Genomic DNA, 23,537 nt, shown 5'->3' with positions numbered 1-23,537 from the left:
AGGGGCGATACCGGTGAGGGTTCACGCTGCAGGGATGGTCCTCGCACGAGGCGACGGTGCGGGACGGGGGCCGCGACCCGGGTCGGATCATCCGCGCACCCGTATAGCCGGTAGTTGCGGTGCGGTCGCTCGTCGGCTACGAGTGCCGCGTTCGCCCCTTTTCGAAGGTGAACCGGCATTTGTAGTTTTTCTGGCCCGGAAGATTCCGTGGTCCGAGGGTTTCCTCTGTTTCGTCGATCTTTTCGAGGCGTTCTTCCTTTTTCTGGAGTGGTTATGAGTTTGTGGGACAAAGTCAAGGGCGTCTTCGATGACGACGAGGACGAGAAGAAGACTTCTGAACCGCCCAAGTCGTCGGCACCGGTGGTTTCCGCGCAATCGTCGGCGAACGCTGCTGAGCGTGCGACCGGGGCGGCGGAAAACGGGCCTACCGGCAATCCTGTCTTGAATGCGTTGGCCGGTGACGCCCCGGTTCCCGAGCAGTCGGCCGAGGTTGGTGGCTTGCTGGATGTGGTTTCGCTGGTCAATCAATCCGAGAAGCTCGAGTCCGGCGAAACAGTGACTTTGCCGAGTGGAATGCAGGTCGACCAGGAGCGAACCGATGTCGGCAATGGGCTGTATTCGGATACACCGTCGGTACGTCTTCCCGGCGAGGAGTGGGTAAAAGACCCATCGGGCACTTCAGCCAAGCCGCAACATTTCGTGCTACCGGCATTGATGGCTGGTGCCATCGGCACGGACGAAAACTACTCCTTGGAACAGCGTGACCGCGATATCGCACTCGTCGTCGCTGCCCGAACGGCACCGGTGGTCGGGGATTACTATGGTGCGCTGAACCGGTTGAACTCGCATTACGTTCCCGGTTCGATCGTAGGACCCAGTGGAGATATGTTCACCCCGAGCAGGGACTACTCCGCGGTGGACATCCTGGGCGATCTGGCCATGTCGGCGACAGTCGGTGAGCTGGACGAATTGAGCTCGCAGAAGCGGGCAGCAGCGCTCGACCGGTTGGCGAATTCATCGAATCGGTACTCGGCTCAGCAACAAGACGAGGATCAAAAGGCAGCACATCTGCAATACGGGTCAGCCTACGGTGGTGCATCCGATGAGGTCCGCGAAGCCCGGATTCGGGAACTCATGGGCGTCGGCTACACCCGTGAACGGGCATTGCAGCAGCTCAACGCGAACGCCCTCGCGGCACGCGATCGGCTCAACGCCCACGGTATCGGTGTCGATCCCGCGCGTGCGACAGAACTCGAGTCCAACAAATACGGCAGCCTGTATCCCACCGATCCGCGGACCACCTACATTCCGAACTCGGTATTGAATCCCCATAAATTCGATTTCAACGACGCGCGCAATGTTGTCGGTGGCCTCGTCGATGCGATGGTCCTGGACCATGCTGAAAATCTCGTCACGGGCCTACAGGAAGACAATTACGGAAAGGCCTTGTGGGGTGCGACGAATATGTTCACCCTGGGATTGCCAGCGGCGGCAGTGGATTCATCCGTGCAGGTGTACGACGGCGTTACCGAAGGCGACTGGGGCAAGATCAGGAACGGTGCTCTCGGGCTGGGGCTCGTTATCATTCCGTTTCCGGTACTACGGTTCGCCGGTAAGGCGTGGGCGGCTGCTGGGGCAGAAATCGAAGCCGCGATTCTGCTTGAACGGCTAGCTGCTGCCGAAGGCGTGACGGGCTTGGGTACGGCCGAAGCTGCTATCGAGGCAGGTCGACGCGCTGGCCTGGGAACGGTACCGAGATCTGGTGGAACTGCCGGTGAGGCAGTGGCGCCGCACACTCCGTTGACTACCACGCCGCGCCACTCTCCCGAGTATCCCGCCGGGACGCAATCGGGTGCACCGCGGCCTGGTGCAACGAATCCTTGGGATTCGCGCGTCGATCCGGCCGGTATCGACGGGCCGACTATCGACGGCCTCAGCATCTTCCCCACGAGACCGAGACCGGGTGCGAATATTCCCCAGCGGGGGCCCGGTCAGCATGGCGGAGGTACAGCGGCGGGTGGTACCCCAAAGGCGCCGGCACGCGGTTCCGACGGAGATCTCGTACTGCAGGTCGATGAGTTGTATCAGCAGGCAGGGATGCGTGAATCGGAGATCATCGCCAGGTTGGGCGGGCAGGGTCTTACCGATGACCAAATCCGTGCGGTGATCGCCGCATCGGATCACTGGAAGGGCTTGTTGAAGCCGGGTCAGTGGATAGATGACAACGGCAAGATCCATAACCCGGGAGGCCGTTTCGCAGGCGAGGCGGACCTGCCCGGGGGCAAGAATCCCATGACTCTGGCGCCTGATCCGCGACCGTCAGCGGCGGAGATGAAGGCGTTGGAACGTGCCACCGAGCTCGACGACACCCAGCGTTTCGGTATGACACCGACACCGGCGGGTCGGCCGAGCCCCTGGAACACCGCAGGCCTGGGTGATACGGGCAACGTCGGGGCGATCGGCGGACGAATTGGTGAACGACTCACCCGAACGAAACTCGAGGCGGACGGTTACGTCATAATCGCTGAAGGAGCAGATGCCAGAATCCCGATCCCGAACAGACCGGGTAGATATTTCGAACCCGACTTCATCGTCGTCAAAGATGGCAAAGTCAGTTTCGTCGAATCCAAATGGGGTGACGGTGCCTACACGCGCGGGCAGCTCGAGGGATACGAAGCATACCGGCAGGGAGGGCAGCAACTCCTCATCGACGACATCCAGAACGCCGAGCTTCGGGGCCTCATTAGGCAAAGAGAACTTGACCCATCGCAGATTCAGGTCGATGGCGTGACAACGATTCGGTGGAACAATGGGTGGCAGGCTACCGATGATCTGGTGTGGCAGGCTGCGAATGAACCATGGCCGACCGACCTATTGAGAGCGGATGGCAACTGGAACCAATCGCTGCCTGCCTATGCTGAATTGAATGCCGAAGCTGCACGCCGGGCAGCGCTGGCCAATAATCCTGCCGCGTACCTGTACTTTCAAGCACGAAGCGATGCGCTGCTCGCAGTACAGGCGTTGACACCCAGCCCCACCGCCGCACAAAACGCGTTGGCTTCCGCTGTGGACGACTTCGCTCAGCGCGCCGCCACCTTATTGGGCGGGCCTCCGATGGTTCCGGGTGACGCTATGCGGTCGTTGGGATTCATCTCGGATGCAGAGGTGGCACCCGTCGTCCCGAATGTAACAGCCCCTGTGAATACGGCAATCGCCGACCTCACGCAGGCGGGGCAGCGCAATCGAATGGGTAGGCGAGTCGATCAATCGTTGACCGTACAGATTGCCATGACTCAGCCAAATGGTGGGGCGGTATCGCGCGGGGAGGAGCTCAGTGAGCTGACCATGCTGGGGCGGTGACGGCAGAAGGCCACCAGGCCCGTGTCATGATTGTGTCAGATGCGGTATCGAGAGGAGATCATTGTGGGTGGCGCTGGGTCGGATCGGTTGATGAAGTCGATTATCGCCAAGCTGGGTGAAGCACTAGCTGCCGACGGTTTCGTGCAGTGCGAGGCGTTGGACAGAAACGGAGAGGCACAGCCTGGGAAGCGATATCCTCGGTGGCGGCACGCGTGGTTCGCTGCTGATATCGAAGGCTTGCCGGGTGTGCGCCAAGCCATCATGGCTTCGCTGAAGCTCGATCGGGACAGCTGTGTCAGTGTCTTCGGGTGGGCGTATGTGATGTCGGGCGTGGTCGGGCAGGTCCGTGCCGAATTGCCTATTGATGCGTTGGAAAGCGCCGCCGACGGTTCGGTACCCGCCCCGGTAGACTCTGTTACGTTTGGAATTTTTCGTTATCCGCAGAATGTTTCGAGGGCGAAGAGTTGGGTGGCGACCGAGGCTGATATCGACAACAGTGTCGTTGAGTTCATGGATTATGTTCGCGGTGATGTCCGGGACTGGTTCGGGCAGATGTCGACGATCACGGACCTGCTGGCTCGGGCTCGAGAGCCGAGGTTGTCCGCGTTGGACCGGTCCAACCCTAATCCGGAGCGGTTGCGTGCTGTGGTCATTTTGGCGTTGCTGGCGGGTCGTGTTCAGGATGTGGTGTCGTTGATGGATTGGTATCGTGACCGTGACCAGTTTCATGATTGGGATTCGGCGGAGCGGGTCGCGGCGTTCGATGCCGCGATAGGTGTTCGTTTCCCGGAATATGCTGCCGCTCGGTTGGCCTGAGCCTCTCGATCAGCTGAGTATTCGAGAGGAGAACATGATGGGTTCGGCTGGGTCGGATCGGTTGATGAAATCGACTATCGCCAAGTTGGGTGAGGCCCTGGCTGTGGAGGGTTTCACGCAGTGCGAGGCGTTGGACAGACACGGAGAAGCTCAGCCGGGGAAGCGATATCCGCGGTGGCGGCATGCGTGGTTTGCTGCTGATATCGACGGTTTGCTGGGTGTGCGCCAAGCCGTCATGGCTTCCCTGACGCTCGATCGGGACGGGTGCATCGGCCTCTTCGGATGGGCGTATTTGATGTCGGACGTGGTCAGGCAGATCCGCGCCGAGCTGCCTATTGATGCGTTGGAAAGCGCCGCCGGAAGTCTTGAGCCATCCCGCATTGATTTTGTGTCGTTCGGAGATTTTCGCTATCCGCAGAATGTTTCGAGGGCGAAGATCTGGGTCGCGGTGGAAGCTGATATCGACACCAGTGTTGCTGAATTCATGGATTATGTCCGTGGTGAAGTTCGGGACTGGTTCGGGCAGGTGTCGACGATCAATGACCTGCTGACCCGTGCTCGGGAGCCTGCATTGGGTGCTATCGATCAGTTGAACCCTGCACCTGAGCGCCTTCGCGATGTGGTGATTTTGGCGTTGTTGGCGGGTCGTGTTCAGGATGTGGTGTCGTTGATGGATTGGTATCGTGGCCGTGACCAGTTTCATGATTGGGATTCGGCGGAGCGGGTCGCGGCGTTCGATGCCGCCATAGGTGTTCGTTTCCCAGAATATGCCGCTACTCGGTCGGCCTGAGCATTTCGATCAACCTGTTGAAGAACGGGCGCTGAACAATTGGAGTTGGAATGACGGTATGTGAGGTCGGGCGGATCGATCAGGTCGCTGTCGGGGCGAATGGTCGACTGATATTGGCGATGACCGAGGATCGTGATTATGGTCCGGGTGCGGATGCGGAGCTGATCGAGGATTTCCGGCGGAAGCTGAACGCGTATCTCGGGGCTGTGCGGTCGGGTGAGGTGCGCCGGATGGCGAAGAAGGCGGGGGTGGCGGGGGACAACGGGGTCGATATTGTGCTGTTCAGTGTGAGTGAACCGCCGCAGCTGGTTCGGGAAATGCTGGACACGGTCACTTCGAAACTCGGCAAAGAGGGTGTTTCTGCTCGATACGAGCTGCTTTGACCAACTGCTGAGGTGAGTGTGCCATCTGGCACTGCCGTGCTTATATTTGATAGTCGTTGCGCCGTATCGCACCCTCAATGTGGAGTCTGAAGAAATGCTTGCTGGTGTTGAAAAGGTCGTAGAAAAGGTCCGGGTAGCTGCCGGTTTTGACTGGACGTGGTTCGGTACGGATCTCGATCGGTTCTGCAGAGTGCAAAATTGGCGGGTCGCCGAGCATACTGCTCTCGGTGCCGTAATTACTACCGATCTTGACCTGGCTCGTCCAGAAGCACGTTGGAGGGAGCGAGATGGTCGGGCCGAGCAGGTTATTGTATTTCTCTCTGACCTATCAAGTAGTGACGAATCGGATTTCGTGCGCCAGGTGTACGACCATTTTTCCGCACTGACTACTGGAATTGTGTCGACGTTAGGTCTGCCAACCCGAACCCGAGCGGGATCTGACGGTTTCGTCAGATGGGACCTAGCCTCAGCCATCGTTGAACTCCGTCTAGACGAAGACAGCATCTTCCTGCATTTTGTAGATCCGATGTACCGAGCTGAGCTCGATCACTCGGTGAATGAGGAGTGCTGATGGTGCGTGATAATGCAGACTGGCCTAGCTTCCAGGCTGCGCTAGCTTTGACGTTGGCGCGTATGCCCGCCGATGGATGCCTGGTTATTAAAGCCAGTGGGAACCGATTTGCTCAGTTCACTGTTATGGGCGAAGTGATTCATGCCGAAATTGTGGACGGTGCCGTGGTGGAGGATAGTTATGAGATTTCGTGGGAGGACGCTGCACGATTGGTAGCTGATGGTTGGGCTGCGCCATCCGAGGACTCATGGCCGAACTGGTACCGAGAGATCAGCTGGCCGGCACTGTATCGGGACTTCGAGGAGATGGCTGATCGCGCGGTTTCGGCTTTACGCGACGTCTTAGAAGTCGCTGAGGCCAGCGAATTATCGGTTGAGTCCTGGGTGAATTTTGGGGGTGGGGACTTCGATACCAGCGCGCTGGAGTGAATCCATGGATCAGCGTCGAGGGTGTCCCCGTGCGTCGTCAGAGTCGTGAGATGAGGGTATGACCTGCAGATTCGGGCGCGTGTCGTTGGCGCTGGCACAGCGACTACCCCGAGATAATCGCGGTTCTCACACGTGATCGTCGAAGCGTTGAGCTCAATCACCGTGCGCTACACCACTATGCGGGACTAAACTTGATACCAACTCGAACCTGAACTCCGAGCAGGTGTTCGACGGGGTCTACGTCGATGGTGCCAACTGGGGTGATGCCGGAGTCCGTTCCGGATTCGCCCCCTACCCGGCACAGCAGGCGCAATTCCTCAACTATGCCTTTCGCGACTGCGAGTTCGAGTGGAGTACCGGCACGATGCTCGACTTCCGGATGGGCGGCAGCATCTACCTCCATGGTGGCTCGTGGATCCTGTGCGACACCACCGAGACCACGATATCGGCCATGATCAAGCTGGGTCGCAACAGTATCGCCGAGGGCTCCTGGCGCTTTCTCGCCCAAAGGGTGCGCTTCGAGCTTCGTTCCAAGTACCACCGGATAATCGATTTGCGAGTGGGTCGCCGGTAATGTGGTGTTCGAAAGCTGCGGCGACACAGCGCTGGTCTTTCAGGCGGTCGGCAACAAGATCATTCCGAATTCCTTTCCCGCGTTCGTCAACGCCTCACCGCTGACGCATTCCTACGACTGGACCATGTGGGGAACAGGTCCGATCGTCCGATACCTCGACTGTCAGCTGATGGGATATCACCAGGTGACACCAACACCGCGGTGGATCCCGTCGGCAAGATCATCTACGACGGCTGCTCGCTGGCGACCGAGCCACAGGCAACCTTCCTTCGTTCGACCCAGGCCACCGCGCCGAGCCTTTCCAGAACATCGGTCTTGTCTCGGCCATATGAGACTGCCCGCTGACCTGACCAGCAGTGAATTGTGCGCCTGCTCGGTGTTGTCGAGACGATTCGCCGTAGTTTTCGGCAGACGCGCACCTCGCGCGCTGACGGGTCTTTGGAAGTAAATATCATATGTAATATGGAAGGAAATGAAATGACTATTACCCGTGAGATCAGCCTCGCCGCCGGCGAGGAATTGTTGGTGAAGCACATGCCGACACCGTTCAGGTATGCGCGGCTGGTTGAAGTTGCCGAGACCGGCATCCGTTACCTGCTCGATCTCAGCGTTCCCGTCGTCTATAGCGGCGTAGAGTGCGTGCAGGTCGAGATTCAGTTCAATCAGGTTCTTCAGTATGCGAACTATTACACCGTGACCGTGATATCCGCTGACGGGGCGCGACGGGGGACGCGTCAAGTGGGCCGGTCCTTTTGGGGCTCTAGGACGGTCAGGGGCCTGCTGGTGTGGGAACTCGAGCAGGTCGGCGACAGCTACGAGATTGTCGACTGGGGCGGCTTCGCAGTGCCCAACGATGCGCCAGCTGCTTAATCGAAGGCTATTGCTCGCCCCCTGCTATCCGGCGGGCGAGGTGAGCTGGCGAATCGCCTGATGATCGATCGGCGGACCCCCGGTGCTCGGCCCGCACTCCTGAAGGGGTGCGGGCCGTTTCGTCGTTTCCGCGGATGTCGTCCAAGGCGGACCGCGAGGTTGATACCGTCCGATATGTTCGAGGCATGGAAACCGTGCGTGAGCTGCGTCTGGCTGCTGGTCTTACCCAGGCTGAGCTGGCTCAGCGCTCCGGGGTGGCGCAGCCCAATATTGCCGCCTACGAGAGTGGTAGCCGTCGGCCGTCGGCGGCGATGATGGCGCGGCTGCGCGAGGTTGCCAAGCCCCGCCCGTCCGGTGTCGTTGCCGCGCATCGAGATCAGATCATCGCGCTTGCGCTGCGGCACAAGGCAAATCGAGTGCGGGTTTTCGGGTCGGTGTCGCGGGGCGACGACGTCTCGGGTAGCGACATCGACCTGCTTGTCCGGTTCGATGCCGATGCCGACCTGCTCGATATGGCCGAGTTGATGCTCGACTTGGAGGAGCTCACCGGTCTGCATGTCGACCTGGTGTCCGAAGGTGGGCTACTGCCAGGGCCGCACCCCATTCGGGATGAGGCAAAGCCGCTGTGAGCGGCCGTGATGCCGGTGAGCGGACCGTCAAGAGCCTGCAGGACTTCCTTGCCTTCAGTGAGATGGCGGCACGCATCGTCAGCGGCGGTAAAGCCGCCTACGACTCTGATGAGATCACCAGGCTGGCCGCCGAGGCGGTGCTGCACCGGCTCGGCGAATCGGTAGCCCGCCTGCCCGGGGAATTCGTCGCTTCGCACCCCGAGGCTTTCTTTCCTGCGGGATCGGGCGCAACCTGCTGATCAGTCGGTCGTCGTAAACCGTGCGGTTCAGCCAACGAGCAGCGAGAACACCCTCGGTCGGGAAGTAATGTCCAACCTGACCTATGCTTCTACTATCCGATGACAACCCAGAGGGGTCCATTCCATGCAGGTCGACGCTGAAGGCGCAGTCCGAGTTGCAAGGCTAGCCAAAGAATTCGAGTGGACTGGAGATATTGATGACTTACGCCGGTTCGGTGAAGTTGCAGGGTGGGAAGTTACTTGGTCTGGAGATAATGGTATTACTTTCCTGACAAATTTGGATGTCATGCGTCCCGAAGCACGCACCTTTATGCGAAAGCGAACGTTCTCCGATATCTCACTGTATGTTACCGATATTGTCGACCGGTCGGTACCGTGGGTGCAGTGCCGGCAACTGGTCGTTGACTCTTTTGTAGATCTCGGTGGCGCACTTGAAGCTGTTCTGGGTGTGCCCACGCGAAAGGACCCTGGAGTTCAAGCAGCAATCGGGTGGGACTATTTGGGAGTTTCGATCAATTTGCGGTCCTCGACGCGTTCGATCGCTCTTGAGCTGGCGAATCCAAAATGTTAAAAGTACAGTTCACGATTCGGGCAATGGAGAAATAGATGAACGCAACACCATTGGATGCAGATTGGCAGAATTTCTCGGCGGCGCTAGCATTGACGTTGTCGAGTATGCCGGCCAAGGCTTACGTGGTTATCAAATCTTCTGGTGGACGCTACGCTCGCTTCTTTGTCGCCACACCCGAACTGTGGTGCGAGATTGTTCATGATGACGAGCTCGGCGCTGATTTTCAGATGTCTGATCGGTCACGGAAGGAATTACGGGAACAAGGTTGGCGCCCACCCGTGCGCGGCCTCTCGGAAAATTGGCACTTGCTCCTCGATTGGCCGGTTCGCTACCGCGTATATGAAAATGTGGCCGAACAAGTAGTCTTGGCATTGCGGCAGGGTCTCGGAGTTGCGGGGCCCACCGAGTTCGAGATCAAGTCTTGGATCGAAGACTCGGACAAGGAATTTCCGGTGAGTGCCCTGATCGACGCGAGCATGGGCGGTGCGTCGCCCTCTGCATCCAACTAATCCTCTGACCGCCCCGGCCACCCCAGCCGCGCAGGCGGGCCGCTGGCAAGCGGGCGCAATGGATCGGGGACTCTCGCGACAGTCAATATTAATGCATCGGATGACGAAGACATTGTTCCGCGACTCAAGGTACTTGCACTGCAGTGGGAATTGGCAAATAGCTAGCCGCATCTCCATTCGCCGACAATATGGACAATTTCTTCGTCGCGCCGTGGTTCACGATCCACCGGGGGTTCGGCGAATCGGCTTACCCAGGTGTCGATATGTCCCGCGTTTCTAGAATGGTTGAACACAATTATGTTAAGGGGCCTGCCGGTTTGTCGGCCCCGACCTGTCCGGCCACGGCCGGCCGGCGGGGTTATCAGCATTGCGCTTGACCCGCCTCCAAGTTCGGATGTTGTACCCGGATTTCGGTAGGCTTCAAGCTCTCGGTTCACGTCGATCAGAAGCGTTTGCTTCTTGTTTTCGATCGTCATGACGATCGCCGCTGCGAATCTGTGCGAGGTCGGGTATGGCTCCGAGAGCCACCCAGGTTCATTTGTGTACTCAGCGCATCGTGTCATTGTGCTACCGGGGTATTCGTCGGTTGCTCTATGGACGTTTTCGCCGACCGTCACTTTTCCTTCATACCAACCCGTCAGGGTGAGGTTCTGTGGAAGGTCGTCGAGTTGAGGACTCAGAATGCCGCACCCACTGGTCGTGCCGACGATGCAGACGGTCGACATGGCTATGACCATGGATCTGACCTGGTGGTGCGTGATTGGTCTCATTTGTCCTTGATCTCAGCGCGCTGTACCTACCTGCTGGATGCTACCGGGCTCTCAGTGGCACCGCCTGTCGATTCCGGTCGACCTCGGCGAAGACTCCGGGCGGCCAAGCGAATTGTCCGGCTCGGCCTGGCGCAAAGGTGGACGTAGAACATCGACTGCGCTCTGACCATCACTACGGATTTCGGGCCCACTCATTACGGCTCCAGCCGACCAGTCAATCCGCTTCACCTCGTACAAGGAACCTTCGTTCTTTCATACGGTGCACATATACGTTGAATTCTCTCGCGATCGGCTGTGTCGAAAGATGGTAGTTTCCAAAAAGGTTAGCCAGAGCTTTTCGCGGATCGAACTCGGGAACCCCGACCAGGATGGTGGGCTCCCCTTTCTGTCTGAGCGCTATTCGGTCACAAGACCGGCCGAACCCGAGTCCATCCGGCGTCTGCTCGCGCTGCACCCGAGCCGTGCGGCACTCATCGACATCGCTGATTACCTCATTCCCCCGCGATCGGCAATCGGTAGCCGAATCAGGCTGCCTCATTCAAAGAAGGGAATCGAACAAATGTCGAAACTTGTTCGTATCGCAGTGAATTCTAATCCTGAGTGGACGACCATTCGGGTGCCTCGGCAGGCTCGGCCGGTTCAGGCGCGACGTGTGCTCGGTGGTGTGGTGATCGGCTTGCCGCCGGGCTCTGAACCTACTTCTGACGTCGTTGTCTACAACACGTACTGGGAGGTTCCGAGCAATGCGCTGGCAGGCGAGGAGACCTATCTGATCCGGCGGGGCGTGTTGCCCGATCAAGCAACCGGCAGCCCCGGTGAGCCGCCGCGCGATGAGGTCAGTGAGTCCGGGATGGCCGGCGCCACTGCGTTTTTCGCGGCGGACTCGGAGATCTTCTGGATCTATCGCGATTTGTTCCAGTTCGGTAGCGGCTTCCCGCCGAACCGGGTCTGACAGATCGGCATCTCGACAGTCTCGCGACGGAACTGGTGCGCACTGGAACCCCAGTGCTCGGCCCGCACTCCTGAACAGGGGTGCGGGCCGTTTTGTCGTTCTGTCGCTGCGGCACAACACAAATCGTGTGCGTATGTTCGGTTCGGTGACGACTGAGCGGCTGATCGTGATCGTGCTGTTCGACGGTGTCGACCTGCTGGATGTCACGGGGCCGCCCGAGAGACAGCAATGGACGTAGTCCGCGAGGAGCGGCGCCTGTCCACGATGAACAGCATCGTCGACATCTTCAAACCGGTCGCCGGCTAGTCCCGTGCTAGCGGTCGATCAGAACGCCCCGCCGGAGAAGCACTTGACGACCGGCGGCTGACCGCTGGCATCCGCGTCCGGCATCGGAGCACTGCTGCCGGTACTGCCACCGACCACCCCGCCGATGATCGCACCGGGAAATGCTCCGATAGCCGAACCGGCGACAAACCCGCCAATGGCGCCAAGGCCCATGCCGATCAGGCCGTTTGTGGTGATGTTCTGGCAGTAGGCCCGTTGCTCGGGCGTCAGCGCGATCGGTGCAGCCTGCACCGGGCTGGTAGTGACTGTGCTGGGATCGAATCCGGGTGCCGGCGCGGCGTGTGCAGTACTGGCGAACGCCGCTGTTGCCGCGATCGCAAGACAGGTCGCGGCAATAAACTTCTTCAATTTTCTCGAACTCCCAGAGAGATAGCAATCAAACATGTTGTCTCCCAGAGCAGTTCGGCCTTGAGAGCATACGAAGCTTAAGCCGGTTCGGCCGTGCCCACGCGGCAACGCCGATCGATTGTGGGGCTTATCACGTTTGCTGTGAACCTTCCTTGCTGCCAGCCATTTTCGTTGTGATGCTGATGATTCAGTTGAGCGATCGTCCGCGCCGCCCCGGTCCGGTTCCATGGGCTAACTGCGGCACGCAGACAGTGATGCGCGCACGAAATCCGACCATGATCCCGAGTCGAAGAGTCATTGACTCTGGATGGATACACCCTCGACACGTATCTGCTGCTGTCGATTATCGACGGGTCACAAGGCGTCCAAGCTGCCGTGATCGCGGCAGCCGGCGCGGATCCACCGCAGGTGAAACCGATCCCCCGTCCGCAGACCGCAACGGTCGACAGTCCGCGGGGAACGCCGACTGTCGACAATGAACAGCACCGTCGACATCGTCAAACCCGGTGCTCGGCCCGCACTCCTGAAGGGGTGCGGGCCGTTTTGTCGTTTCCGCGCTCCTGGCGACGACGGCTCGGCGAGGTTGATATCTTCCGATATGATCGGGGTATGGAAACCGTGCGTGAGCTGCGCCTGGCTGCTGGCCTCACCCAGGCTGAGCTGGCTCAGCGCTCCGGGGTGGCGCAGCCCAATATCGCCGCCTACGAGAGTGGTAGCCGTCGGCCGTCGGCGGCGATGATGGCGCGGCTGCGCGAGGTTGCCAAGCCCCGCCCGTCCGGTGTCGTTGCCGCGCATCGAGATCAGATCATCGCGCTTGCGCTGCGGCACAAGGCAAATCGAGTGCGGGTTTTCGGGTCGGTGTCGCGGGGCGACGACGTCTCGGGTAGCGACATCGACCTGCTTGTCCGGTTCGATGCCGATGCCGACCTGCTCGATATGGCCGAGTTGATGCTCGACTTGGAGGAGCTCACCGGTCTGCATGTCGACCTGGTGTCCGAAGGTGGGCTACCGCCCGGGCCGCACCCCATTCGGGATGAGGCAAAGCCGCTGTGAGCGGCCGTGATGCCGGTGAGCGGACCGTCAAGAGCCTGCAGGACTTCCTTGCCTTCAGTGAGATGGCGGCACGCATCGTCAGCGGCGGTAAAGCCGCCTACGACTCTGATGAGATCACCAGGCTGGCCGCCGAGGCGGTGCTGCACCGGCTCGGCGAATCGGTAGCCCGCCTGCCCGCGGAATTCGTCGCTTCGCACCCCGAGGTTTCTTGGCGCGGGGTGAAGGCGACGCGGAATCTGGTCGCACACAACTACGACGTTGTCGACCACACGATTCTCTGGAACCTTCTCGCGAACAGATTGCCCGGCAAGGCGGCACTCGTGCGCCAGCTTCTCGCCGACCTGGAAACCGCCGAGGGCTGATCGGCAAGGTCCGCTTCGTCGGCACGGTGCTCTACCGGATGGCATCCGGTGAGATCTCGCCTCGGGCCGGATGGGGAGTGTTCCGGCTCGCGGTCTGCGTGGCGCTCGGCTGGCATCCGATGATGTGATGTCGGCAGCATTGCGAAAGATGTTGGGCTACAACAGCTTCCACCGTCCAGTCGCGCATCTGTGTGTGATACTTCGCAGTTGGCCGCGCGTCAGTGGCCGACCGGGGACGGAATTGGTCCACCGCTGTGTGAGCATAGGGATAGCAACTTGAAGACATCACACCTGCGACGCATCAGCGTCGGCGTCATCGGGCATCGGCTGCGGCGCTGACGGCAACGTCCGCGCAGGCAAACCCCATCACCATGACGGTTTCTGGCACCGAGCACTATGTGAACACCACCTACACGATCACCATTCAGTGTGATTTTCGGTCGACTGTCGCTGTGATCGACAACGGCGACGTCGCCACTGCGACTCTGACCCCGGCGGATGTCAACAATGTGGCTGTCGCGCAATGGACTCCGACGACAACCGGCGTACACACGCTCGTGGCGGAAGGTTGCATGAGTTCTACGCAGACCAACACGCCGATTCAGATCACCGTCACGGTGATGGACGCGGCGCCCGTCATGCCGGCTTGGCAGTTGAACGGCACCTATAAGGTCGGCGATGTCGTCACTTACGAGGGAGCGAAGTACCAGTGTCGTCAGGCGCACACTGCCTACGCACCCAACTGGACTCCGCCGAATACTCCGGCGCTCTGGCAGCGGCTCTGACGACTGTCTGTAATCAATCGGCCCGTACTCCTGATCGGAGTGCGGGCCGATTCGTCATATCGGCTGAAGACGCCTCGGCGAAGGCTAATCGGTGAGGTCGGCGGGATTGTCGACGACGATGCCGTAGAGGTCGGTGATGGTGGCTAGGGCACTGTCGTGGAGTTGGTCTGCGGGGACTTTGCCCAGGGGGCGGGTGGCGCAGGCGTTGGCGACCACGGTGGGGGTGTTGCCTCGGAGGAAGGCGCCTTCGGTGGTGAAGGTGACGCACATGTGGGTCATGAAGCCGGCGATGATGAGGTTGGTGTTGCCTGCGGCGTCGACCAGTTCGGGGAGGTTGGTGCCGACGAAGGAATTGGGGGCCTTTTTCACGACGACGGATTCGTCGGCGGCGGGGGCTACCTTGGGGTGGATCTGGCCGATTTCGGCGGTGATGTCGTAGGGGGTGTCTTTGCCGCCGTCGTTGATGACGTGGATGACGGGGGTGCCTGCGGCGCGGGCCGCGGCCAGGAGTTCGGCGGCTGCTTCGAGGGCCGGTTCCCAGCCGGTCAGTTCCATGACGCCCTGGGTGTAGGTGTTCTGGTAGTCGATCAGGACGAGGGTGGAATTGGTGAGGGTGGCGGGGGTCTGGTCGAAGCCGTTGAGTTCGCGCAGCGTTGTCGAGGTCATGATTTCACGGTATTCGCAGGTCGGGGTGTCGGCAATGTCATGTAACCTGCAGATTCAGACATCGTGACGGGAGATTCTGTGGTGACGACTGAGCGGCTGATCGTGATCGTGCTGTTCGACGGTGTCGACCTGCTGGATGTCACGGGGCCGCCCGAAGTCTTCTCGCTGTTGCAGCGGGAGATGGCGGAGCCGACGGGGTATCAGGTGGTGCTGGCGGCGGAGTCGATGGATCCGGTGACCACGTCGGCGGGGGTTCGGATCCTGCCGGACGTGACGTTCGCCGAGGTGGGGCGAGTGGACACGGTGGTGGTGCCGGGAGCGGTGGAGACGGACAGCCGGCGGCGGGTCAGTGCTGTCGTCGATCCGGGGGTGGTCGCGGCGGTGGCGCGGTTGGCCGACGGGGCTCGGCGGGTGGCTTCGGTGTGTGTCGGTGCGCATATTCTGGCGGCGGCGGGGCTGCTCGATGGGAAACGGGCGACCACGCATTGGTCGACGGCGCAGCAGTTGGCTGCCGAGCATCCGGAGGTTGTCGTCGACGCTGACCCGATCTACATTCGCGACGAAAACGTCTGGACCGGTGCGGGACTCACGGCTTGTCTGGATCTCACGCTCGCGTTGGTGGCCGACGATTTCGGGGACGAACTGGCCTTGCGGGTTGCTCGCCAGCTGGTGATGTATCTGAAAAGGCCGAGCGGGCAGAGTCAGTTCAGTGTTTCGCTCGAGCCGGTGTCGACCACCCGGCGGATCGAGGATCTGCGGCAGTACATTTCGCGCAATATCGCGAGCCCGCTCACGGTGACCGACCTGGCCGCGCAGGTTCATGTGAGCGATCGCCAGCTCACCCGCATCTTTCGCACCGAACTCGGGATGACGCCCGCGGCCTACATCGAGTCCGCGCGGGTGGAGGTGGCGCGACATCGGCTCGAATCGAGCGACGAAACGCTCCAAAAGATTGCTACCGCTTGCGGTTTCAATACCATCGATACCCTCGCACGTGCTTTCCGTCGCCAGCTCGACACCACCCCGAACGAGTACCGCCGCCGCTTCCGGATCGGGTAACTCATTATGATCCTGGTCGGGACATTGCCGGTGATGGTATGAGCAACAGGGGGTTTCGGGAATGGGTATCGCGGAGGAATGGCCGACCGGGTCGGCAACGACGATGCTGTGGGGAATGACCGGCCTGCTGCAGCTGTTGGTCAGCGGCTCGGCGGCCTGAATGAGGGGCATGGCCGCTCGACAACAGGGCAGCCGGCTGGCCAGTGCGATGCCCGCGTCTTGACGGTCGAGGTGGCCCGCCCGCATCAGGATCAGATCCTCGGCGTCGCGGCGGGTGATCCGGACGATGCCGTCGCCGGCCTTCTCCACCACGTCTTTCGGGTGGCGGAGTAGTTCAGTGAAGGTGGCGGTAGTGCTCAGATATCTTCGTTGGTCTGTCTTGCCCCCCTTTCATTGGGCTGCCGCCGGGGGTTGTTTCGCTGTTAGACATCTTGTGCGGCGGAAATCCGCGGCAAATCTGAAGTATGAGGGGTTCACAATGAGCAAGATTCGTGTCTTCGGTGTGGCTATGGCGGCGGCTGCGAGTATTTCGGTGCTCGGCGCCGGTGCGGCGTTCGCGGAGGAGCCGAGCACCGGGTCGGCGGACTCGATCCTGGCCGGGCTGGGCAGCGGGACGGCGGAGGAGCCGGCCAACGTCGCCGAGGAGGAGCCCGCTGCCGGTTCGCTCGAAGGGCTGGATCTGTCGGCGCTGCTCGTGCTGCTGACCAGTGGTTCCGCCGAAGCCGAGCCGGTGGCCGATGAACCGGCGACCGGGTCGCTCGAGGGCCTTGACCTTGCCGCGCTGCTGGCCCTGCTGACGTCCGGCTCGGGCGAGACTCCCGCCGAGTAACTCCTGGCGAATCGCGGGCCCCTGTTGCTGCGGCGACGGGGGCCCTGCCGCGTTCACCTGGCGGGGATCAGGCGGTAGAGCCACCATGGGCGGCTGGGGAAGGCGGGGTCGTAGATGCGCAGCGTCATGCGGCGTTCGAGGCCGGTGCTGCGTTCGCGTAGGCGCAGGTGGCGGCGGGCGATGTCTTGGGGGCGAACCTCGCTGGTCCACACCGGATCCCAGTCGGGGGACTCGCAGCACTGTTCGGTGATCGCGGAGACGCGCTGGGCGGGGGCCAGCGGGGCGAGCATGCGAAACGCATGAACCAGGAGTTGGGCTTCGGTGTGCCAGTCGAGGTAGACCTTCTTCGCCACGGGGTTGAGGAACATCCACTCGAGCATGTTCACGCCGGCGCCGAGGCCGGGGAAAAGGCGCTGGTAGTCGGCGTTCGCGGCGAGCATGTCCATGGTGGGGAAGCGGGCGAGGCAGGCGGGGTGGGTGAGGCTGGCCAGGTCGGCGAGGTCTTCGGCCGAGGGGGTGCTGGGGGCGGTGCCGGATTCTACGGCGCACAGGCCGAGGATCAGGATGTGTTTGCGGTACCACACCGGCACGTCGAGGCTGTCGAAAAGTCGTTGCAGCATCGCGGGATTCGGGACGAGTGCCCCGGATTCGATCTGGCTGATGAGTAGTGGCGCGAGCTGGGTGCGGATGGCGAGCTCGGTCCGCGCGAGCCCCGCGGCCAGCCGCCGTTCCCGCAAATACACACTGAGCGCAGTGCTTTGAACCATCCCAACCCCCGAGCCTCACCCCGACCGACGGTAAATCCCAGGGTACGCCGGGTGGGGAGCCGGATGACGGGAAACCAGCGCCTGAAGAAGCTGTTCAGCGGCATGACAGCCGAGCGCGTCAGCGCGCTGGGCCGGGTGCTCACCGCGTCGCAAGTGGACTGAGCGGGCATGTTCGCTCGGCGTTCATCTCGTCAAGGTTGTCCGTAAGCATTCCGTGATAGGAATGGCCGACCCACTTCGAAGGAGATTTTTTCATGGATGGCCTGATGTACTTCCTCACGACGCTCGCAGCACTCTCCAGCGGCTCCGCCGGCTAGGGATTGCGCGACACACCTCCCACACGGGAGACAAAACGGGCCGGAGCTGAATGCTCCGGCCCGTTCAGCGTGGATCAGGTGAGAAACAACCTCAGAAGGCGGCTTCGTCCAGGTCCATGATGTCGTTGTCCAGGTTGGCGAGGATCGCGCGGGTGGCGGTCAGCTCGGGCAGGACGTTGCGGGCGAAGAACTGCGCCGAGGCGACCTTGCCGGTGTAGAAGGCGACGTCGGGGCCGGTGGCGCCGTTGTCGAGCGCGGCCAGCGCGATCTCGGCCTGGTTCAGCAGCATCCAGCCGATGAACAGGTCGCCGACGGCCATCAGGAAACGCACCGAACCCAGGCCGACCTTGTACAGCTCGGTCGGCTGCTCCTGGGCGCCCATCAGGTGGCCGGTCAGGGTGGCGGCCATGGTCTGCACGTCCTCGAGCGCGGTGGCGAGCAGCTTGCGCTCGCCCTTGAGGCGCTCGTTGGCGGAGTCGGACTCCAGGAACTTCTGGATCTGACCGGCGACGTGGGCCAGGGCGACGCCACGGTCACGCGCGATCTTGCGGAAGAAGAAGTCCTGCGCCTGGATGGCGGTGGTGCCCTCGTAGAGCGAGTCGATCTTCGCGTCGCGGATGTACTGCTCGATCGGGTAGTCCTGCAGGAAGCCCGAGCCTCCGAAGGTCTGCAGCGAATCGGTCAGGTACTGGTAGGCGCGCTCGGAGCCGACACCCTTGACGATCGGGAGCAGCAGGTCGTTCACGCGGAACGCGACGTCCTTGTCAGCACCCGAGACGACCTCGGCGATTTCCGGGTTCTGGTGCGCGGCGGTGTAGAGGTAGATCGCGCGCAGGCCCTCGGCGTACGCCTTCTGGGTGGCCAGCGAACGACGCACGTCCGGGTGGTGGGTGATGGTCACGCGGGGCGCGGCCTTGTCGGTCATCTGGGTCAGGTCGGCACCCTGGACGCGGGTCTTGGCGTACTCCAGCGCGTTCAGGTAACCGGTCGACAGGGTCGCGATGGCCTTGGTGCCCACCATCATGCGAGCGTTCTCGATGACGTCGAACATCTGCGCGATGCCGTTGTGCACCTCGCCGACCAGCCAGCCCTTGGCGGGCACACCGTGGCCGCCGAAGGTGACCTCACAGGTGGTGGAGGCCTTGATGCCCATCTTGTGCTCGACGTTGGTGACGAACACGCCGTTACGGTCGCCGTAGGTCTCGGTGTCGAAGTCGAAGTGGGTCTTCGGGACGTAGAACAGCGACAGGCCCTTGGTGCCCGGTCCGGCGCCCTCGGGGCGAGCCAGCACCAGGTGCATGATGTTCTCGAACATGTCGTCGGAGTCGGCCGAGGTGATGAAGCGCTTCACACCCTCGATGTGCCAGGTGCCGTCTTCCTGCTTGATCGCCTTGGTGCGACCGGCGCCGACGTCGGAACCGGCGTCCGGCTCGGTCAGCACCATGGTGGCGCCCCAGTTGCGGTCTGCGATCTTGGCCGCCCACTTCTTCTGCTCTTCGGTGCCGTTGTTGAAGAACACCTGGGCGAAGCCGGCGCCCGCGGCGTACATCTGGATGGGCGGGTTGGCGCCGAGCACCATCTCCGACAGGGCCCATGCGACGGCGGACGGGGCGGCGAGGCCACCCAGCTCCTCGTTCAGCGGAACCTTGGCCCACTCGCCGTCTTCGAGCGCCTTGTAGGACTTCTTGAAGGCCTCGGGGAGCTTCACGGTGTGGGTGTTCGGGTCGAACACGGGCGGGTTGCGGTCGGCGTCGGCGAACGAGTCGGCCAGCGGGCCCTCGGCCAGGCGGCGGACCTCGGAGAGCATTTCCTTGACCGTGTCGGTGTCCAGGTCGCCGAAGGCGCCTGCGTCGAGCACCTTGTCGATGCCGAGGACCTCGAAGAGGTTGAACTCGAGGTCGCGAACGTTTGCCTTGTAGTGGCCCATGTGAGTACTCACTCTCCATTGAGTTCTGGTGCGGTCGGTGGTGTGCCGTTCCCGCCCGTCGCCGGTTTTCCGCATGCTACTCGCGGGTAACTTATTGACCATATTACCGGTGGGTAATGGCTTCGGCAAAGGGGTGGGCGGCAATGTGATGCGAAAAACACGCGCGGCCGTGAAATGCCTGGTCGCGGCGACGGCGGGGCTACCGTGAGGTGTGCGCATCGAGACGACCGCGGGACCCGCCGAGATCGAGCTCGACGAGGTGGGTGATCCGGCATTCCTGCTGGTGATCACACACGGGGCCGGTGGCGGCGTCGATGCGAAAGATATTCTGGCCGTGCGTGATTCGGCCGTCGCAGCCGGTGGTGCGGTAGCCCGGGTGGTGCAGCCGTATCGGGTTGCCGGGCGGCGGGCGCCGGGGAACGCGGAGAAACAGGACGAGGCCTGGCTCGAGCTCGTGGCGGCGTTGCGGGCGCGGTTTCCCGGGGTGCCGATCGTTCAGGGGGGTCGAAGCAACGGGGCGCGGGTGGCGTGCCGGACGGCGGTGGAGGTCGGGGCGCGGGGTGTGATCGCGCTGTCGTTCCCGTTGCATCCGCCGGGCAAGCCCGAGAAGAGCAGGCGCGATGAGTTGCTTGCGCCCGGGGACATCGAGGTGGTGGTGATCAACGGGGGCAGCGACCCGTTCGGGGTGCCCGATGCCGCTGACGCCGCCGAAGTCCGGGTCATCCCCAAGCAGGCGCACTCGTTCCGCACCGGATTCGACGTCATCGAGGCGACCGTGACCCCCTGGTTCGCCCGCTGGGCGGTTGATCACTAAACCCAGGCATCGCCCGAGAAGCAGCCTGTTGATCTTGATCAGTCGGTGGGTTCGGGGCGTGGGCGCTCGGCGATGAGCAGGGAGTCGATGGCGTCGGGGCCCTCGGTGGGGCGGAAGACCTCGTGGGCGAGGGCGACGGTGACGTCGTCGCGGGCCAGGTCGGCGCTGAGGTCTTCGGGGGAGAAGAGGATCTCCGGTTCCTGGGGGCCGCCGTAGCCGTCGGTGACGTTGCGGGTGGCATGGCCGAGGATCAGGAGCTTGCCGCCGGGGGTGAGCATGCCCGACAGGTGGTGCAGCAGGGTGCGGCGCTCGTCGGCGGGGAGGTGGACGAAGACCATCAGGATCAATTCGAAGGGGCCGGTGATGTCGGCGGCTTCGAGGTCGGTGATGTCGCCTGTTCGCCAGTCGACGCGGGAACGGACCGATCGCGACAGGCGCGCGGCGACAGTGCGGCCCTTGTCGATACCGACCTGGGAGAAGTCGACGGCTGTCACCTGCCAGCCGTGGGTGGCCAGCCAGAGTGCGTGGCGGCCTTCGCCGCAGGCCAGGTCGAGGGCGCGGGGGAGGGGCGGGGTTACCCCGGATTCGTCGGGGAGCAGCGGAATTCTGCGGTCAAGGCCGTAGACATGTTCGACAACGGTGCTGTTCGGCGGTGCGCCCCACACCAATTCACTGCGCGCATAGCGCGCGTCCCAATCCGCCGCATCCATGACTCGAGTGTAGGGGCCCCGCCTACAGCGTGGTGCGCATCAATACGACGTTGTACTGGGTGTGGATGGTCGTCATGAAGTAGAGGTCGCGGCCGGTTTGGTAGGGGAAGATCGACGGCGCGTAGGCGGTGGGGAGTTCGCGGGCATCGATCAGCACCTCGGGACCGCTCCACGGGCCCTCGGGGGAGGGCGCGCGGCGCATCACCACGGAGTTGAACGGGTCGGTGGTGAGGGAGATGAACTGGCCGAGGTGCTCGTTGAACATCACCGAGAGCTCGCCGACACCGCCCATGATGGGGGCCGCCGCGTTCACGTCGTTGAGCTTCCACTCACCGCCGTCCCAGTACTCGTAGGCGGCGAGGTTCTCGATCTGAGCTTCGGGGACGCGGGCGATGAACGCCTCGTTGTTGCGGCCGGCGCGGGTGCCGTATTCGTAGACGAAGCCGCCGTCCTTCACGAAGCTGTTCATCTGGAAGTTGGCGTTGCCGCCCTCGTCGGGGCGGCGGGTGTGGCCGAGATCGGCCCAGGTCTCGCCGTTGTCGGCCGAGGCGGCCAGGCCGGAGAAACTGGTGGTCCACTCGCCGGGCGCGTCCCAGGTCTTCACCGACATCAGTGACATGTACTGCACGCCGTTGGCCGAGATGCCCGCGGTGGGGATGCGGCTGATCTCCAGGAACGGGATCTTGGGGCTGGGGATCAGGTCGCGCGCCTGGCCGATGACATCGCGGACGACACCGTCGAACATGATCCCGTCGGCCGGGTTCTTATCGTGGCTGCGGACCAGGATGTTGGAGCGCCACGCCCAGGTGCTGCCCGCGAGCAGGTTCGGGAAGCCGAGGCCCGCGGTGTCGCCGAAGGCGGTGAGCATCTCGCCGCGCCCGTTGTCCCACATGATGCCGAGATCGGTACCGAGGACGTTGTAGTTCTGGGTGTTGTTCGGGCTGGCCATGCCCGTTACCTGGAACACCGCCTGGGTGCGCCCGTGCAGCACGGGCAGGCCGTGGGTGCCGTTGAGAACGGGAATCGGGTTGATGGCGTTGGGGTTCGCGACGGCGGGAGGCGCGGCGCTCACCAGCAAGGCCGTAGTACCTGCGAGGGCGGACAGCAGGATGGATCCGGTCTTGTTCACAGGTGATGCAGCCTCCGGGTCACGCCGAAAGCGGGGCACGTTTCGAGGCTTGCCGTCACGTACCACTCTTCGACTGGTCAGCGAATCGAAGCGATGCTAACAGCCGCTAACAGTGATGTGGGGTACATCCCTTCGGTAGTCGGCATGAATTCCCAGGTCGATTGCTTGTCAGTCGCTACTACCCATGGCTTTGCGCAGCAGCAATGGGAGTTGGGCCAAGCGCTCGGCGGTGAAGGTGGCGCGCGAATTGCGTTGCCACGACCGGTCGAACAGGTGCTTGGCGGCGGCCACCGCGTTGCGGTCGCGGGCGGTGATGCGGTCGGCGAGGGCGTGGGCGGCCTTCACCGGGTCGTCGGCGACGTCGGTGATCAGGCCGATCCGGAGGGCGTAATCGGTGTCGATCGCGTCGGCGGTCATCGCCAGCAGCATGGCCTGGTCGATGCCGATGAGCTGTGACAATGTGGCGGGGCCTGTCATATCGGGAATCAGGCCGTGGGCGGCTTCCATTACCGAGAATTCGGCGGTGGGGGTGGCGATCCGGAAGTCGGCGGCGAGGGCGATCTGGAGGCCGCCGCCGAAGCAACGGCCATGGATCGCGGCGATCACCGGGACGTCGAGGCGGCGCCAGGCCCAGCAGGCTTCCTGGAAGGTATTGGTGCCGCGTAAAGGACGCGGCAGGAATTCTTTGACGATAGCCACCGGATTGCGGGTGGCGGCTGCGATGTCGAGTCCGCTACTGAAACTCGGGCCGTTGCCGGTGATGATGACGGCGCGGGTTGTCTTGTGGTCGGCCACTTTTCGGGCGGCCTCCACGAGATCGCGGAGCATTTCCAAGGTGAGCCCGTTGTGTTTGCCGGGCCTGTTCAACTCGACGTAGGCGCGGTCGTTGTCGAAGCGGACGGTGATGTGGTCTCCCATGTCCCTATCTTACTCGTGAGTCAGTTTGAGTGGGTGGCCATGCGGA

The 23,537-nt window shown here is 62.3% G+C and carries 27 protein-coding genes; 20 read left to right on the top strand and 7 right to left on the bottom strand.

What is annotated here, in order from left to right; translation table 11 throughout:
* The first annotated feature begins 273 nt into the window (after nt 1-273).
* The 13 genes from ACQHI0_RS27075 (at nt 274) to ACQHI0_RS27015 (ending at nt 11,462) form a co-directional block, all read left to right on the top strand.
* Complete coding sequence (locus ACQHI0_RS27075; protein WP_427904608.1) at nt 274-3,360, top strand: hypothetical protein; 3,087 nt, start codon at nt 274-276, stop codon at nt 3,358-3,360.
* A 90-nt stretch (nt 3,361-3,450) separates the two neighbouring features.
* Nucleotides 3,451-4,176, top strand: a complete 726-nt coding sequence (locus tag ACQHI0_RS27070) for a hypothetical protein (RefSeq protein ID WP_427904607.1) — start codon at nt 3,451-3,453, stop codon at nt 4,174-4,176.
* A gap of 64 nt (nt 4,177-4,240) precedes the next feature.
* Nucleotides 4,241-4,966 carry a hypothetical protein gene (locus ACQHI0_RS27065; protein WP_427904606.1) on the top strand — a complete coding sequence of 242 codons (726 nt, stop codon included), beginning with the start codon at nt 4,241-4,243 and terminating at the stop codon, nt 4,964-4,966.
* A 119-nt stretch (nt 4,967-5,085) separates the two neighbouring features.
* Nucleotides 5,086-5,349, top strand: a complete 264-nt coding sequence (locus ACQHI0_RS27060; protein WP_427904605.1) for a hypothetical protein — start codon at nt 5,086-5,088, stop codon at nt 5,347-5,349.
* Nucleotides 5,350-5,428: 79 nt separating this feature from the next.
* Nucleotides 5,429-5,920: a DUF6301 family protein gene (locus tag ACQHI0_RS27055; protein WP_427904604.1), complete on the top strand. Its 492-nt coding sequence runs from the start codon at nt 5,429-5,431 to the stop codon at nt 5,918-5,920.
* Entirely contained in the window at nt 5,920-6,348 is a 429-nt protein-coding gene (locus ACQHI0_RS27050) for a TY-Chap domain-containing protein (RefSeq protein ID WP_427904603.1), read from the top strand. Before ACQHI0_RS27055 ends, ACQHI0_RS27050 begins: the two co-directional genes overlap by 1 nt.
* A gap of 223 nt (nt 6,349-6,571) precedes the next feature.
* Nucleotides 6,572-6,922 (top strand): hypothetical protein, encoded by a 351-nt coding sequence (locus ACQHI0_RS27045; RefSeq protein ID WP_427904602.1) that lies wholly within the window; start codon nt 6,572-6,574, stop codon nt 6,920-6,922.
* Between the two features lie 462 nt (nt 6,923-7,384).
* On the top strand, nt 7,385-7,792 hold the full coding sequence (locus ACQHI0_RS27040; protein WP_427904601.1) for a hypothetical protein: 408 nt from the start codon (nt 7,385-7,387) through the stop codon (nt 7,790-7,792).
* Nucleotides 7,793-7,977: 185 nt separating this feature from the next.
* Nucleotides 7,978-8,421, top strand: a complete 444-nt coding sequence (locus ACQHI0_RS27035) for a helix-turn-helix domain-containing protein (protein WP_427904600.1) — start codon at nt 7,978-7,980, stop codon at nt 8,419-8,421.
* On the top strand, nt 8,418-8,660 hold the full coding sequence (locus tag ACQHI0_RS27030; RefSeq protein WP_427904599.1) for a hypothetical protein: 243 nt from the start codon (nt 8,418-8,420) through the stop codon (nt 8,658-8,660). Before ACQHI0_RS27035 ends, ACQHI0_RS27030 begins: the two co-directional genes overlap by 4 nt.
* A gap of 124 nt (nt 8,661-8,784) precedes the next feature.
* Nucleotides 8,785-9,231, top strand: coding sequence for a DUF6301 family protein (locus ACQHI0_RS27025; RefSeq protein ID WP_427904598.1), 447 nt, complete (start codon nt 8,785-8,787; stop codon nt 9,229-9,231).
* A gap of 35 nt (nt 9,232-9,266) precedes the next feature.
* Nucleotides 9,267-9,740 carry a TY-Chap domain-containing protein gene (locus tag ACQHI0_RS27020; protein WP_427904597.1) on the top strand — a complete coding sequence of 158 codons (474 nt, stop codon included), beginning with the start codon at nt 9,267-9,269 and terminating at the stop codon, nt 9,738-9,740.
* A gap of 1,074 nt (nt 9,741-10,814) precedes the next feature.
* Nucleotides 10,815-11,462, top strand: a complete 648-nt coding sequence (locus tag ACQHI0_RS27015) for a hypothetical protein (RefSeq protein ID WP_427904596.1) — start codon at nt 10,815-10,817, stop codon at nt 11,460-11,462.
* A gap of 324 nt (nt 11,463-11,786) precedes the next feature.
* On the opposite strand, the gene ACQHI0_RS27010 is transcribed toward ACQHI0_RS27015, so the two are convergent.
* Complete coding sequence (locus ACQHI0_RS27010) at nt 11,787-12,191, bottom strand: hypothetical protein (protein WP_427904595.1); 405 nt, start codon at nt 12,189-12,191, stop codon at nt 11,787-11,789.
* A 573-nt stretch (nt 12,192-12,764) separates the two neighbouring features.
* On the opposite strand from ACQHI0_RS27010, the gene ACQHI0_RS27005 reads away from it, so the two are divergent.
* From ACQHI0_RS27005 to ACQHI0_RS26995, 3 genes are all read left to right on the top strand, one after another.
* Nucleotides 12,765-13,208, top strand: a complete 444-nt coding sequence (locus tag ACQHI0_RS27005; RefSeq protein ID WP_427904594.1) for a helix-turn-helix domain-containing protein — start codon at nt 12,765-12,767, stop codon at nt 13,206-13,208.
* Nucleotides 13,205-13,570 (top strand): HepT-like ribonuclease domain-containing protein, encoded by a 366-nt coding sequence (locus tag ACQHI0_RS27000; protein ID WP_427904593.1) that lies wholly within the window; start codon nt 13,205-13,207, stop codon nt 13,568-13,570. Before ACQHI0_RS27005 ends, ACQHI0_RS27000 begins: the two co-directional genes overlap by 4 nt.
* Nucleotides 13,571-13,941: 371 nt before the next feature.
* Complete coding sequence (locus ACQHI0_RS26995; protein ID WP_427904592.1) at nt 13,942-14,355, top strand: carbohydrate-binding protein; 414 nt, start codon at nt 13,942-13,944, stop codon at nt 14,353-14,355.
* An 84-nt stretch (nt 14,356-14,439) separates the two neighbouring features.
* Here the strand turns inward: ACQHI0_RS26995 and ACQHI0_RS26990 are convergent, their stop codons facing one another.
* Nucleotides 14,440-15,021, bottom strand: a complete 582-nt coding sequence (locus ACQHI0_RS26990; protein WP_427904591.1) for an isochorismatase family protein — start codon at nt 15,019-15,021, stop codon at nt 14,440-14,442.
* 81 nt (nt 15,022-15,102) lie between these two features.
* On the opposite strand from ACQHI0_RS26990, the gene ACQHI0_RS26985 reads away from it, so the two are divergent.
* The 3 genes from ACQHI0_RS26985 to ACQHI0_RS26975 all read left to right on the top strand — a co-directional run bounded on the left by ACQHI0_RS26985 (nt 15,103) and on the right by ACQHI0_RS26975 (nt 16,909).
* The gene (locus ACQHI0_RS26985; RefSeq protein ID WP_427904590.1) at nt 15,103-16,080 is read left to right on the top strand and encodes a GlxA family transcriptional regulator; all 978 of its coding nucleotides are present in this window, start codon (nt 15,103-15,105) and stop codon (nt 16,078-16,080) included.
* Nucleotides 16,081-16,158: 78 nt separating this feature from the next.
* Entirely contained in the window at nt 16,159-16,413 is a 255-nt protein-coding gene (locus tag ACQHI0_RS26980) for a hypothetical protein (RefSeq protein ID WP_427904589.1), read from the top strand.
* 145 nt (nt 16,414-16,558) lie between these two features.
* Entirely contained in the window at nt 16,559-16,909 is a 351-nt protein-coding gene (locus ACQHI0_RS26975; protein ID WP_427904588.1) for a hypothetical protein, read from the top strand.
* 53 nt (nt 16,910-16,962) lie between these two features.
* Here ACQHI0_RS26975 and ACQHI0_RS26970 read toward each other — a convergent pair whose 3' ends face one another.
* Nucleotides 16,963-17,676 (bottom strand): helix-turn-helix domain-containing protein, encoded by a 714-nt coding sequence (locus ACQHI0_RS26970; protein WP_427904587.1) that lies wholly within the window; start codon nt 17,674-17,676, stop codon nt 16,963-16,965.
* Nucleotides 17,677-18,084: 408 nt separating this feature from the next.
* On the bottom strand, nt 18,085-19,920 hold the full coding sequence (locus tag ACQHI0_RS26965) for an acyl-CoA dehydrogenase (protein WP_427904586.1): 1,836 nt from the start codon (nt 19,918-19,920) through the stop codon (nt 18,085-18,087).
* A 211-nt stretch (nt 19,921-20,131) separates the two neighbouring features.
* Between ACQHI0_RS26965 and ACQHI0_RS26960 the strand changes: the two genes are divergently transcribed.
* On the top strand, nt 20,132-20,734 hold the full coding sequence (locus ACQHI0_RS26960; RefSeq protein ID WP_427904585.1) for an alpha/beta family hydrolase: 603 nt from the start codon (nt 20,132-20,134) through the stop codon (nt 20,732-20,734).
* 38 nt (nt 20,735-20,772) lie between these two features.
* On the opposite strand, the gene ACQHI0_RS26955 is transcribed toward ACQHI0_RS26960, so the two are convergent.
* From ACQHI0_RS26955 to ACQHI0_RS26945, 3 genes are all read right to left on the bottom strand, one after another.
* Complete coding sequence (locus tag ACQHI0_RS26955) at nt 20,773-21,444, bottom strand: class I SAM-dependent methyltransferase (protein WP_427904584.1); 672 nt, start codon at nt 21,442-21,444, stop codon at nt 20,773-20,775.
* 22 nt (nt 21,445-21,466) lie between these two features.
* Nucleotides 21,467-22,573, bottom strand: coding sequence for a DUF4185 domain-containing protein (locus ACQHI0_RS26950; protein ID WP_427904583.1), 1,107 nt, complete (start codon nt 22,571-22,573; stop codon nt 21,467-21,469).
* A 168-nt stretch (nt 22,574-22,741) separates the two neighbouring features.
* Entirely contained in the window at nt 22,742-23,491 is a 750-nt protein-coding gene (locus ACQHI0_RS26945; RefSeq protein ID WP_427904582.1) for a crotonase/enoyl-CoA hydratase family protein, read from the bottom strand.
* Between the last annotated feature and the right edge of the window lie 46 nt (nt 23,492-23,537).

The sequence above is a fragment of the Nocardia sp. FBN12 genome, from assembly GCF_050320175.1.
Classification (GTDB): domain Bacteria; phylum Actinomycetota; class Actinomycetes; order Mycobacteriales; family Mycobacteriaceae; genus Nocardia.
This window is presented reverse-complemented; position numbering and strand designations above follow the sequence as displayed.

Coding starts and splice junctions, on each gene's coding strand:
- ACQHI0_RS27075 (WP_427904608.1), top strand. CDS start 274: ATGAGTTTGTGGGACAAAGTCAAGGGCGTCTTCGATGACGACGAGGAC.
- ACQHI0_RS27070 (WP_427904607.1), top strand. CDS start 3,451: ATGAAGTCGATTATCGCCAAGCTGGGTGAAGCACTAGCTGCCGACGGT.
- ACQHI0_RS27065 (WP_427904606.1), top strand. CDS start 4,241: ATGAAATCGACTATCGCCAAGTTGGGTGAGGCCCTGGCTGTGGAGGGT.
- ACQHI0_RS27060 (WP_427904605.1), top strand. CDS start 5,086: ATGACCGAGGATCGTGATTATGGTCCGGGTGCGGATGCGGAGCTGATC.
- ACQHI0_RS27050 (WP_427904603.1), top strand. CDS start 5,920: ATGGTGCGTGATAATGCAGACTGGCCTAGCTTCCAGGCTGCGCTAGCT.
- ACQHI0_RS27040 (WP_427904601.1), top strand. CDS start 7,385: ATGGAAGGAAATGAAATGACTATTACCCGTGAGATCAGCCTCGCCGCC.
- ACQHI0_RS27035 (WP_427904600.1), top strand. CDS start 7,978: ATGGAAACCGTGCGTGAGCTGCGTCTGGCTGCTGGTCTTACCCAGGCT.
- ACQHI0_RS27025 (WP_427904598.1), top strand. CDS start 8,785: ATGCAGGTCGACGCTGAAGGCGCAGTCCGAGTTGCAAGGCTAGCCAAA.
- ACQHI0_RS27020 (WP_427904597.1), top strand. CDS start 9,267: ATGAACGCAACACCATTGGATGCAGATTGGCAGAATTTCTCGGCGGCG.
- ACQHI0_RS27015 (WP_427904596.1), top strand. CDS start 10,815: ATGGTAGTTTCCAAAAAGGTTAGCCAGAGCTTTTCGCGGATCGAACTC.
- ACQHI0_RS27010 (WP_427904595.1), bottom strand. CDS start 12,191: ATGTTTGATTGCTATCTCTCTGGGAGTTCGAGAAAATTGAAGAAGTTT.
- ACQHI0_RS27005 (WP_427904594.1), top strand. CDS start 12,765: ATGGAAACCGTGCGTGAGCTGCGCCTGGCTGCTGGCCTCACCCAGGCT.
- ACQHI0_RS26995 (WP_427904592.1), top strand. CDS start 13,942: ATGACGGTTTCTGGCACCGAGCACTATGTGAACACCACCTACACGATC.
- ACQHI0_RS26990 (WP_427904591.1), bottom strand. CDS start 15,021: ATGACCTCGACAACGCTGCGCGAACTCAACGGCTTCGACCAGACCCCC.
- ACQHI0_RS26980 (WP_427904589.1), top strand. CDS start 16,159: ATGGCCGACCGGGTCGGCAACGACGATGCTGTGGGGAATGACCGGCCT.
- ACQHI0_RS26975 (WP_427904588.1), top strand. CDS start 16,559: ATGAGCAAGATTCGTGTCTTCGGTGTGGCTATGGCGGCGGCTGCGAGT.
- ACQHI0_RS26970 (WP_427904587.1), bottom strand. CDS start 17,676: ATGGTTCAAAGCACTGCGCTCAGTGTGTATTTGCGGGAACGGCGGCTG.
- ACQHI0_RS26965 (WP_427904586.1), bottom strand. CDS start 19,920: ATGGGCCACTACAAGGCAAACGTTCGCGACCTCGAGTTCAACCTCTTC.
- ACQHI0_RS26955 (WP_427904584.1), bottom strand. CDS start 21,444: ATGGATGCGGCGGATTGGGACGCGCGCTATGCGCGCAGTGAATTGGTG.
- ACQHI0_RS26945 (WP_427904582.1), bottom strand. CDS start 23,491: ATGGGAGACCACATCACCGTCCGCTTCGACAACGACCGCGCCTACGTC.